The 11848-nt window shown below is 39.9% G+C and carries 9 protein-coding genes; 4 read left to right on the forward strand and 5 right to left on the reverse strand.

Annotation, left to right across the window (positions count from 1 at the left end; translation table 11 throughout):
• Positions 1–165 precede the first annotated feature (165 nt).
• From OGI71_RS21225 to OGI71_RS21235, 3 genes are all read right to left on the reverse strand, one after another.
• On the reverse strand, positions 166–750 hold the full coding sequence (locus OGI71_RS21225; RefSeq protein WP_282251740.1) for a hypothetical protein: 585 nt from the start codon (positions 748–750) through the stop codon (positions 166–168).
• Positions 751–927: 177 nt separating this feature from the next.
• Positions 928–2220, reverse strand: a complete 1293-nt coding sequence (locus tag OGI71_RS21230) for an HAD-IB family phosphatase (protein WP_282256157.1) — start codon at positions 2218–2220, stop codon at positions 928–930.
• 207 nt (positions 2221–2427) lie between these two features.
• Positions 2428–3399, reverse strand: coding sequence for an NAD-dependent epimerase/dehydratase family protein (locus OGI71_RS21235; RefSeq protein ID WP_282251741.1), 972 nt, complete (start codon positions 3397–3399; stop codon positions 2428–2430).
• Positions 3400–3507: 108 nt separating this feature from the next.
• On the opposite strand from OGI71_RS21235, the gene OGI71_RS21240 reads away from it, so the two are divergent.
• Both OGI71_RS21240 and rmuC read left to right on the forward strand, forming a co-directional pair.
• Positions 3508–4695, forward strand: coding sequence for a formimidoylglutamase (locus OGI71_RS21240; RefSeq protein WP_282251743.1), 1188 nt, complete (start codon positions 3508–3510; stop codon positions 4693–4695).
• 183 nt (positions 4696–4878) lie between these two features.
• Entirely contained in the window at positions 4879–6201 is a 1323-nt protein-coding gene (gene rmuC / locus OGI71_RS21245) for a DNA recombination protein RmuC (RefSeq protein ID WP_282251745.1), read from the forward strand.
• A gap of 247 nt (positions 6202–6448) precedes the next feature.
• On the opposite strand, the gene OGI71_RS21250 is transcribed toward rmuC, so the two are convergent.
• Entirely contained in the window at positions 6449–7525 is a 1077-nt protein-coding gene (locus OGI71_RS21250) for a DUF4407 domain-containing protein (protein WP_282251747.1), read from the reverse strand.
• Between the two features lie 170 nt (positions 7526–7695).
• On the opposite strand from OGI71_RS21250, the gene OGI71_RS21255 reads away from it, so the two are divergent.
• Positions 7696–9807, forward strand: coding sequence for a M3 family metallopeptidase (locus OGI71_RS21255; RefSeq protein WP_282251748.1), 2112 nt, complete (start codon positions 7696–7698; stop codon positions 9805–9807).
• A 129-nt stretch (positions 9808–9936) separates the two neighbouring features.
• On the forward strand, positions 9937–10257 hold the full coding sequence (locus tag OGI71_RS21260) for a hypothetical protein (RefSeq protein WP_120260384.1): 321 nt from the start codon (positions 9937–9939) through the stop codon (positions 10255–10257).
• Between the two features lie 139 nt (positions 10258–10396).
• On the opposite strand, the gene OGI71_RS21265 is transcribed toward OGI71_RS21260, so the two are convergent.
• Entirely contained in the window at positions 10397–11782 is a 1386-nt protein-coding gene (locus OGI71_RS21265; protein WP_282251749.1) for a nucleotide sugar dehydrogenase, read from the reverse strand.
• Between the last annotated feature and the right edge of the window lie 66 nt (positions 11783–11848).

Below are 11848 nucleotides of genomic sequence, written 5' to 3' on the forward strand. Positions count from 1 at the left end.
TGAAGACTAACAATTGAGGTTCCGCAATGAATTATTTTGCTAAGTGGAATGTATAAGCAAAGGCTAATAAGATTAAAAGGATCGCTAAATAGATTAATTTATATTGCTCGTAGGCAGTAACACGATAGGATCCAATTTTAACACGGTTTTTGCTGTTTCTCATAATTAATTCAGGTCGAGCTCAATTCGCTGTTCACTAATATAGCTTTTTAATGTTGTATTACCAAAAGCATGTAGTGCGTTTTGAAAATCTTCCCGATAATCGAACTGAAAGTCCTCATGAAGTTTATCATATTTACCGACAGCATGTTTAATACGGCCCGTGATATATTTATGCAATTTATGGGCTGCCGATTGATAAGATGAATCAAATAGTCGCTCATAGTCGCTGATGACCCGTTGTAGGATATAAAAACGGAATTCAGCTTCACTGGTTTTGTCTTTGGTGACTTTCTCATGCTCGTTCACCAGACCGCTTGCCTGTTTGACCAGCTTGCTCAGCCCGATAAAATTGCTGTGATGCGGTGTATTGCCAATCTGACTTGTTCCAATGTCAAACAATTGAGCTAATTGCTTCCGCAATTTATCAATACGTTCCTCCAGATCATATTCATTCTCCAACAATTGAAAATGCAATTGTTTCATCAGCATTTTGTCCTTACTGATCAGACGGACAAGTAATTTGTCTTTTTCTTTTTGAGGTAGCTCTAGGACAGCTTTCTTTAACTCGGCATCTTGATGTAGAGACATAGTGTTTGCGTAAAATTATCTTGTTATTAGCGATTAAAGAGCAAAGATGAAAGACTCCTGATTGTTCAGCTAATAGTCCGTTATCCTTGCTCCTTTATCCATATCTTATCAACCGTCCTGAATATGTGGGCAGAAAGTGTCATCCTGATCCCACACTATAGGTCAGCTGGTTGATTGTTAATACAATATTCTAAATTTGATCGTATTGTCAATCTGCTTCAATTGCTTCAATAGATCTTTATCATATTCGCCCTGGATATCTGTAACGGCATAGCCAATATCGCTCCTAGTCATTAAGAACTGTGCAACGATATTGATGTTGTTTTGTGCATAGACCTTATTGATTTGGGCCATGATACCCGGTACGTTTTTATGGATATGCAGTAATCTTGTCACCTGTTTTACTTTTGGTAATACGAGATTCGGGAAATTACGGCTGAGATAGGTGTCACCATTGTTGATAAACTCGGCCATGCGACGTGGTATAAATTCCGAATTTTTCTTTTTACTTTTCTTATCATCAAATACGACAATTCCCTTAGCATTGCAAATATCTTTATTGATATGCCCCTTGATGTCGCCCAAATAACCGATTGTTTTTAATTTATCTGCCTGTTGAAGCTGTTCATCAGTGATATCGATATTGTCGCCTAGCAAAAGCATGCCAACATCTTTTATATATTTCTCTTCGAAAGTTTCTTTTGTACGGATCGAGAAACCATCTCTTTTCAGAATATGAGCAGCAATCTCCGGAACATCCCCGACAATGAGACAAAGGATGCGGTTTTTAGGATAAGAGATCGCACGTGGCAGATCATTGACATATAGGAATTCATCAAAGCTAGGCGTGATGAAATCCGCTTTTTCAGTGACACTTTTACGTTGGATGTTCTCGGTGAAGGCAAAAAACTTTTCGATTAAACCCGATTCTTTCAATTGGAAATCCGAATAACCATCGCCAATACCAAAAAGCCGACCCTCGATATTCAGTTGTTTTAAGAGCTGTACTTTTCCGCCTTCAGTGGATAGCGGATTATCCTCATCAAAACCGATGATATTGCCTTCCTCATCAAACCTAAAAGTGTTTGCGTAGATATTTTCGGTTTTGATATGATAAGGTGTCACCACGGGCGTGATAAATTCCTTAAATCCACCAGAAACAATCCAGGCCGTATCCGAATTTTTTTTGAAAAATTCACGATTACGTGAGAAAGACGTTGAAACCTTTTTCTTGAGGTGAGATACCAATTTATCCAGGTGGCTTTTGTTCGCGTTTAGCAATTTCACACGACCAGCCAAGGCTTCACGGAAAGAGAGTTTTCCCTCCATGGCAAGATTGGTGTATCGTTCAATTTCATTGTAGATAGATTCGCGGTCAGGATGATTTTCGAGTGAGATCCGGGCGAGCTCATCGAGCGCTTCTACTTGGGTAAATGTACTATCAAAATCAATGATGTAATAGTTTTTCATCTTAATTATTTGTTTTTTAATGGCGATGAAGCTATCAGGAGCAAACTGTTCATTTCCTTGGTAAGCAATTGGAGCTTTTGATGGTTTCATCGGGATACTGTTTAGAAAATGAAACAATCATAAACACGCAGGCTTTATTTTTAATCGGATAGTTTGGTAAGCTCATGACGGGTTCAGGGTTCGGTTGTTTAATATTTTATATTGTCTTTACTGTTTGCTGTACAAATTTGCAATTTCTTTTAATGTCTGTTCCAATGGACGGTAACTGTGGTTCAGGAGTGATTGTACCTTCGTATTGGAATACTGTAATTTGGCACTTGACGCTGACGCTGTTTCTTTGGTCAGGGAAGATCCTGATTTCTTGAAGACAGCGAGCATGCTGGAGACAGTGGATGCGATCTGAAGAAGAGTCTCGGAAACTTCAATCGTAGGTTCGGGCTTGTTCATCAGGACGCTGGCCACACTGAGTAGATCTTTATTGGGAATATTGAGGTGATTGATAATATAGCGTTCAGCGGTAATCTCGCCTTTTTCCATCAATTGGATCATAATCGACGCGACATCCTCAACATCGACGATACCGACACTCCCTTTTGGATAAAACTTCAATCCCTTATTGATCATTGAGAATATGGCTCCAGATCCCTTGTCTTTAGCTGCCGCTCCCAATATCACCGAAGGGTTTACAATAACGGCATCGAGCCCCTCAGTAATACCGCGCCAAACCTCCATTTCTGCCTGATATTTAGACAATGAATAGTTGGAGGTGCTGGGGCTATGCTCCCAATGGTTTTTTTCAGATACGGGTAAGTTGTCTTTGTTGGTGCCCAATGCTGCGATTGAACTAACATGGAGTAGACGAATGTTTTTCTCCAGACAAAGGTTGACAATATTTGCTGTTCCTTCTACATTGACCTTAAAGAGTGATTTAGCATCTTTCTTCTGATAGGAGACCAGTGCCGCACAGTGATACACTTTCGTTACACCCTCCAACGCGTCTTCCAGTTCAAAATAATCGTTGATATCTGCATCAATCCACTGAATCAACGAAGAAGATAACAAGGAGGCTGGAATAGTCGATTGAGCTCTCTTGGTCGCAATGACGTCAACTCCTTGATCTATCAGTTGTTTGATCAATGTAGATCCTAAAAAACCTGTTCCTCCTGTTATTAATATCACTTGATAAAGATACTGTTAAAAATAATGTTTTCAAAAGTTAGTTAATAAATGGATATTTGTGTGAGTTGCATCCCGAAAAAATAAGATGTTTTAAACAAATTATAGCTTATGTCGTCATTGTCCGTATTCTTTAGTCCGATTTCAATTGCAAGTATCTCTCCAGAACATGGTTTCTTAAATTCCCAATTAGGGAATGTGATTCAGGCCTATGAAACAGATTTTCCTGGCTGGGAGGAAAATGAACAACCTCAATTGGCTATTATCGGTGTACAGGAGGATCGGGCATCGGTCAATAATAATGGAACGGATAAAGCTCCGGATGCGGTACGCAAACACCTTTATACCTTGTATCAAGGTGATTATAAGATGAATATTGTCGATCTGGGGAATATTAAAGCAGGCAATACCATTCAAGATACCTACGTGGCCTTGAAATCTGTGGTAGAAGAATTAGTAAAGACGAATATCCTCCCGATTATTATCGGTGGTGGGCAGGATCTGACCTATGCACAATACCTGGGCTACCAGAATTTGGAAAGGAAGATCGAATTGGCTATTGTAGATTCGCGTTTTGATCTCAATCAGGAAGAAGCTGAAAATGTCAGCCTCAATTCTCGGTCTTATGTCAATCACATTATTTTGCATCAGCCCGATTATTTGTTTAACCTGAATTCCATTGCTTATCAGACCTACCTCGTCAGCAAAGAATCCATCAATATGTACGACAAATTGTTTTTCAATGCAACCCGGGTGGGAATGATCGCAGGTAAAATGGATCAATCTGAACCACTTATCCGGGCGGCTGACTTGATCAGTTTCGATATCGGAGCCATACGGGCATCAGAGGCACCAGGCAATGCCAATGCGATTCCAAATGGCTTGTACGGAGACGAAGCCTGTCAGCTTGCACGTTATGCAGGTATGTCGGACAAATGTACTTCTATTGGTTTCTATGAATTGAACCCAACATTTGATCCAATGGAACAGACCGCAATGTTGGTTTCTCAAATGATCTGGTGTTTTATCGATGGCTATTATAATCGTAAGCAAGATACACCGTTGTATCCTAAATCGTCCTATATTATCTATCGTACCACACTTGAAAATGAAGAACATGAATTGGTTTTTGTGAAAAGCAAAAAATCAGACCGCTGGTGGATACAAGTGCCTTATTTTGGATCAAAATCTGTCAACGAAAGGTATTACCTTGTGCCATGTCGTTATGAAGATTATCAGATGGCCGTATCTGGGGAGATGCCTGATCTATGGTGGAAGACCCATCAGAAGTTGCAGTAAATCAGAATAAAAAAACATCACCCAATTGCAGCAGCATAAATCCATCAGTCAGTAGTGATATGATCAGTCAAAAAAGACTGTTGTATACTGCTGTTGACACTCAAAACTTAACGTAAATCAAATTTGATAGCAGATGTTCTGTCACGACAGGTAAGAAGTTGCTATTCTCGTAAAATATAAATCATGGAAATATTTTTCTTTGCAGGAATTGTCTTGTTGTTGGTCATTTTGATCATATTGGTGTTGAAAAGAAACGGCGTCTCCGCTGTGGATGTGGGTCAGAATAAGGAAGTGGAGGCATTGAAAATAGAACTGGCGCGTTCACAACAACGAGAGCAAAGTTTGCTGGAGGAACGTTTAATGCTAAGAGATGAATTGGACAAGGAACGTGAGAGTGTATTGGTTGCTGAGCGTTCGCTGGAAAGCACACGTTCTTTCTATGAGGCCCAAATGGATAAATTTCAGGAGCAAAAAAATGAAATTGCCGAAATAAAAAGGCAGTTTAACAATGAATTTCAGGTTATCGCCAATAAAATATTGGAAGAGAAAACCCAGAAATTTACCGAAACTAACCACCGCTCACTCGGACTGATCCTAGATCCGCTCAAAGAGAAAATCAAGCTGTTTGAAGAGAAGGTAGATAAAAATTATAATCAGGAAGCGGCCGAACGAAATTCCCTAAAAGGCGTCGTGTTGCAGTTGGTCGAACAAAGCCTCAAGATTAAAGATGAAGCCAATAGCCTTACCAAAGCTTTAAAAGGAGATACGAAAAAGCAGGGTAATTGGGGTGAGGTGATTTTGGAAAGAGTCCTGGAGCGTTCGGGGCTGATGAAAGACCGTGAGTTTAGGTTACAGGTTTCTTTAATGGATGCTGAAGGTCGGAGAATGCAACCCGATGCGATTATTGACCTTCCCGAAGATAAACATCTTATTGTGGATTCTAAAGTCTCCTTGATCGCTTACGAGCGTTGGGTAAATGCGGAGACTGATGAAGACCGAGCGATTTTCGCGAAGCAACATGTACAGTCCGTAGAAAATCACGTGAAGGAACTTTCCGCCAAAAACTATCATGAATTGTATGGGATAGAATCGCCAGAATTTGTCTTGTTGTTTATGCCGATTGAATCTGCATTGAGTATGTCGGTCGCAGAAAAACCAGATCTATTCAGCGATGCTTGGGACCGTAAGGTCGTTATCGTTAGCCCTTCGACGCTTTTGGCGACATTGCGTACCATCGCCAGTATCTGGAAGCAAGAGCGTCAGACACGCAATGTGATTGAAATCGCCAAAGAAGCAGGAAGTTTGTACGATAAATTTGTGAGCTTTCTGACGGATATGGAGCAGGTTCAAAATCAGCTGGAGCGCGCGCTGAAAAGCCATGAGGATGCGACCAAAAAGCTGTCCACAGGTGCCGGAAATGTCATCGGTAAAGTGGAGAAGCTGAAACGATTGGGGGCAAAAGCAAATAAACAGATCGATGCTAAATTTCTGGACGAGGACGAATAATTAAGTCCTCCCTGTCCGACAGATTCTGCAGGCATAACAATAAAGATTGAAGAGCTGATCATAAAAGCGTTAGGCTTCTTGCAGATAAGCTCTTCAATCCTCAATCTAAGGCCATAAGCCGGAGGCTTGACCCTACTAAAGTCTCAATAGTAATAGATAAAGCCAACCCACCTATATGACATAAGCCTTAGGCTTGACCCCATCAAAGTCTCAATACTAATATCTCAATACTAAATACAGTATTACCCTAGAGTTCTTTCATACGTTTATTGATCGAAACATCTACATAAGTATCCTTTAAGCGATCAACAGCCTCTTTTTCGACAACGAGATTTGTGTCTGATTCGTAATCATGTAGAGTTCTTAGATTTTGGATTTCATTGTCATAAGGGTCACGTCCGGCCAACAATTTGACAATGACAGGAAGACATTCTAAAAAGACAAAAAGTAGTGCGATAAAGAATACCGCATTCGCATTGGATTCATTGACTTTTCCATTGGCATCATAGCGTAGATTGCCTAGCGCTGAATTGCGATCGGCAAAACCTGCGACGTTGACAGCACTGTCCAGCGAGGCATTGGACAAAACCTTTTGATCCAATATTCCTTCAAATTTCTGCTTTTGACGGATAGCATTTTGTTGTGCTGCTATCTTATTACGCAGGGTGTCCAGATAAGCTTCTTTCTTTTTGAGTTCTTCTTCCTTCATTTTAGCATAAGGGCCATAACCCATCACACCCGATGTCTCCGTGGTTTTATTCCCATAGATTTCATAATTCAATTTGGTACGATCAGCCTTGATACCTGATTCCACTGAATCACGCTCTACACTTATCGCTTTTAGTTGATTGACCTCATTGCTGTATTTTTTATTGAATGTACTGTTCAGTGTATCAATTTTTGCACGTTGGTCAGCGAGGAAACGTACACGTAAATTCTCGCGGATTTCCTTGTCAAAAATTTTCAGTTCCAAAGGCCGAGAAATAACTAAACCAATTAAAATAGCCAAGAGAATACGGGGTAGCGCCTGCAAGAGCTGCATCCAGCCACTTTTTGATTTGTTGATACTCAGTACGATATAGCGATCCATGTTGAAAATTGCCAAGCCCCAAATTATACCGAATACGATCGCCAGGAACCAATCTAGTGTTCCCCCACTAAACACAAAATACATGGCATAGCCGCCAGAAAGACTGGCAAACAAACCGGTAAAAAAAATAGTAGCACCTATGGCTGTGTACTTACTATGCTCCTCCGGATACTTTTCAAGAGTTTCTTGATGTACACCTGCACATCTCCAAAAGAAACGGTTAATAGCGTTCATTTAAATATTTTTACTCAAATTGACAGATTATTTTTAACAAGGTTACGAATAAGTTTTTGTTTTACAATAGGATGACGTTTTTTCAGTTGCTTGCGAAGCAATGAAGCGGGGCCTCCCGTATTTGCCTAATTTTATTATCTTTGGAAAAAAATCAGGAATAATCAGACGATATGAAGAAAAGACAACTTTTGCCATTTTTAATGATAGTGGCAACTGCGATTGTTGGTTGTGAGGAAAAAAAAATGATGACAGATAATCCTCTTTTGTTAGCCTATGAAACACCCTTTAATGTTCCACCATTTGACAAGATCAAAACCGAACATTTCAGGCCTGCCTTTGAAGAGGCAATAAAAGTACATAATTTGGAAATTGACTCTATAGTCAATAACTCCGATAAAGCAACTTTCCAAAATACGATAGTAGCCCTTGAAAATGCTGGAAGCTTGCTAAATAATGTATCTACTGTATTTCATAATCTCAATAGTGCCAATACTAACGATAGCATTCAGGCAATCGCAAAAGATCTAGCCCCAATATTGTCTAGCCATTCGGATGAGATCTCGATGAACGCCAAATTATTTGATAAAATCAAGGAAGTTTGGAATAGCCGTACCACACTTGGTCTGGACGCCCAAGACAACAAGCTTTTGGAGGAGACCTATAAGAGCTTTGTACGTTCTGGCGCAAATCTAAAAGATGCAGATAAGGAGAAAATGAAAAAGATCAATGCCGAACTTTCGACATTGACAACACAGTTCGGACAGAATCTATTGGCTGAAACCAATGCCTACCAACTGGTGGTTGATTCGGCGAGTCAATTGGAAGGCCTGCCTGAATCTTTAAAAACTGCGGCTGCTGAGGAAGCTGTTGCCAAAGGTAAAAAGGATAAATGGGTATTTACTTTACAGAATCCTTCGATCATGCCTTTCCTGCAATATGCCAAAAATCGGGAACTGAGAAAGCAGATTTGGGAAGCATATCAAATGCGCGGGAACCACGATAATACAAATGATAATAAAGAAATCATTCAGAAAATCGTCAACCTTCGTCTTCAAAAAGCGAAGCTATTAGGTTATAAATCCCATGCGGCCTATGTCTTGGAGGAATCTATGGCTAAGACACCTGAATATGTATATGCTTTATTGAATAAGTTATGGACACCGGCTTTGGCTAAAGCAAAGGGCGAAGAGGCGGATATCGCAAAAGAGATTAAGGGCGAAGGTGGTACTTTTGCGGTTGCGCCATACGATTGGAGATATTATACAGAGATTATCCGCAAAAAGCGCTTTGCACTGGACGAAGATGAGATCAAGCCTTATTTGAGCTTACCAACAGTACGTGAAGGCGCTTTTGCAGTAGCAAACAAACTATATGGTTTGACATTTGTTGCCCTTAACAATGTACCGACCTATCATAAAGAAGTCGAGGTGTACGAAGTGAAAGACAAAGATGGCTCGCATCTTGGACTTTTGTATGCAGACTTCTTTCCGCGTGAATCTAAACGTGGTGGTGCCTGGATGACATCTTACCGCGATCAATCCACAAAAGATGGTAAACGTGTTGCTCCGGTAATTTCTATTGTATGTAATTTCACAAAACCTGTTGGTAAGAACCCTGCATTGCTGACATTTGATGAAGCGACTACGCTATTTCATGAATTTGGACATGCTTTACATGGACTACTTTCTAATGTCAGATATAGATCAATGGCCGGTACTTCCGTACCACGTGACTTTGTAGAATTGCCATCACAGATCATGGAAAATTGGGCAGCAGATCCAGAGGTATTAAAGACCTATGCAAAACATTTTAAGACCAAAGAGGCCATGCCAGATTCATTGATCCAAAAAATGGAAAAAGCAGGTACTTTTGACCAAGGCTTTGCAACAGTGGAATACCTTTCAGCAGCATTGTTAGATATGGATTACCATGCGACAACCAAGGAAATTTCCAAAGATGTCAATGGATTTGAAAAAGCAGCCATGAAGAAAATAGGTATTATTGACGCAATTATCCCGCGTTATAGAAGTACTTATTTTCAGCATATCTTTGCTGGAGGTTATTCAGCTGGATACTACGCTTATATCTGGTCGGAAGTATTAGATTCAGATGCTTTTGCAGCCTTCAAAGAGAAATCATTATACGATAAAGCAACAGCAGATTCATTCCGTAAGAATGTCCTCGAAAAAGGAGGAACAGATGATCCGGCAAAAATGTACCGTATCTTTAGAGGTGCAGACCCAGATCCGAAATATTTATTGAAAAAAAGAGGATTGAATTAATCCACTACAAAACAAAAAAAGGAGATATATAAAAATATATCTCCTTTTTTTGTTTTAATACTTGTTATTCTAAAAACAATGCTTACATTTGGATATTATTTATAATGAGTCTAAATAAATGTATATAGTATGTGTGATACCAAGATTCTAAGTCAACGCGGAGATACCCACATTAGTGTTTGCCATAAGTGCAGAACATATTATATCTGGCAACAAAGTTTTGTACTGACATTTACACAGAATAAGTTTTTCGATTTTCTGAACATCATTAAGAGTAATGGTGACGAACTTTTCTTCAGTTCGTTCCCGGATGGTGAATTTCGCTTGATTATGAAGACCCCTTATCCCGACATTGTTTTCTCGTTTGATGAAGAGCAATGGCAAAACTTTAGGGACGCGCTACAAGAATCGTATTACATGAATGAATTTTATGGCATGTTAAACAATTAAGATAAAAAGTCCTGTTGCTTCGCTTGTGTTTCATCTCTCTTTCCTTATGCGTTGCTAACAGGCACAAACAAAACCCTCAGTGATATCCGTATTAACATACAGATAGCTACTGAGGGTTCTTCTTTATCTCGTGATGCGGTTATTCGCCTATCGCATAATATTTAAAATCGAGATCTTCAAGCTGTTTCCGATTCAATAGTTTCCGCCCATCAAATACAAAGGCAGGTTTCTTCATCTGATCTTTGATCTTCTTCCAGTCATAGCTTTTGAATTCATCCCATTCTGTTAATATGGCAACAGCGTGTGCGTCGTCACAGGCTTCATAAGGCGTATTGACAACTTTGACCAAGAGTCTATTTTCTTCCGATGAACGTGTGTTTAAATAATCCAAGTCAGCATAAATACGTTCCGCAGACACTTTTGGATCGTACACCGTGATTTCTGCCTGCTCATTTAATAGATAATCAGCAACATAGATCGCTGCGGATTCACGAGTGTCATTGGTATCTTTTTTAAACGCCCAGCCCAAAAAAGCAATCTTTTTTCCTGATACCGTATTGTACAATGTCTGGATGATATTGTCAGCAAAACGCTGCTTTTGATAATCATTCATTAAAATAACCTGATCCCAGTATTCAGCGACTTCCGTAAGTCCATAACTACGTGCGATATAGACGAGGTTGAGAATGTCTTTCTGAAAACATGACCCCCCGAAACCAACCGATGCTTTTAAAAACTTAGCACCAATACGTGTATCCATACCGATTGCTTTGGATACCTCATCGACATTGGCTCCCGTTTTCTCACAAAGAGCAGAGATCGAGTTAATAGAAGAAACGCGTTGCGCCAGAAAAGCGTTAGCGGTCAATTTAGAAAGCTCAGAAGACCACAGATTTGTCGTCAAGATTTTGCTTTGATCTACCCAATGCGCATAGATATTCACTAATGCTGTAATTGCTTCTTCATTTTCACCGCCGATAAGTACACGGTCCGGATTGATCAAATCCTGTATTGCCGTCCCTTCGGCGAGGAATTCAGGATTTGATAAAATATGAAAATTTACACCGTTACCGGTATTGTCAAGGATACTTTTCAATGCAGCAGCTGTACGTACCGGAAGTGTGGATTTTTCGACAACAATCTTATCATCTTTGGCGACTGAAGCGATTTGACGAGCGCATAGCTCGATATATTTTAAATCCGCAGCCATCCCCTTTCCTTTTCCGTAATTCTTGGTTGGGGTATTTACCGAAATAAAAATCATATCAGCCTCATCAATAGCCTTGTTGATATCGGTTGAGAAAAACAAATTGCGCCCCCTCGCTTCAGCAACGATTTCTTGGAGCCCCGGTTCATAAACAGGAAGGTTTTCCAGGCTTTCATCATTCCAGGCTGCAATACGCTCGGCATTCATATCAACGATGGTGATCTCAATATGAGGACATTGTTTCGCAACAACCGACATTGTTGGCCCACCCACGTAACCAGCTCCTATACAGCATATTTTCTTGATAGTTTTACTCATTTTGATTATCTTAATCAGCTATAAATTGAACAACAAATGTAAAGAATTCGAAATTGTTTTTTGTCG

This window comes from Sphingobacterium sp. ML3W (genome assembly GCF_029542085.1).
In the GTDB taxonomy this organism is placed as follows: domain Bacteria; phylum Bacteroidota; class Bacteroidia; order Sphingobacteriales; family Sphingobacteriaceae; genus Sphingobacterium.

Excerpts from the sequence above, each read along its gene's own strand:
- OGI71_RS21225 (WP_282251740.1), bottom strand. The coding sequence starts at position 750 with ATGTCTCTACATCAAGATGCCGAGTTAAAGAAAGCTGTCCTAGAGCTA.
- OGI71_RS21230 (WP_282256157.1), bottom strand. The coding sequence starts at position 2,220 with ATGAAAAACTATTACATCATTGATTTTGATAGTACATTTACCCAAGTA.
- OGI71_RS21240 (WP_282251743.1), top strand. The coding sequence starts at position 3,508 with ATGTCGTCATTGTCCGTATTCTTTAGTCCGATTTCAATTGCAAGTATC.
- rmuC (WP_282251745.1), top strand. The coding sequence starts at position 4,879 with ATGGAAATATTTTTCTTTGCAGGAATTGTCTTGTTGTTGGTCATTTTG.
- OGI71_RS21250 (WP_282251747.1), bottom strand. The coding sequence starts at position 7,525 with ATGAACGCTATTAACCGTTTCTTTTGGAGATGTGCAGGTGTACATCAA.
- OGI71_RS21255 (WP_282251748.1), top strand. The coding sequence starts at position 7,696 with ATGAAGAAAAGACAACTTTTGCCATTTTTAATGATAGTGGCAACTGCG.
- OGI71_RS21260 (WP_120260384.1), top strand. The coding sequence starts at position 9,937 with ATGTGTGATACCAAGATTCTAAGTCAACGCGGAGATACCCACATTAGT.
- OGI71_RS21265 (WP_282251749.1), bottom strand. The coding sequence starts at position 11,782 with ATGAGTAAAACTATCAAGAAAATATGCTGTATAGGAGCTGGTTACGTG.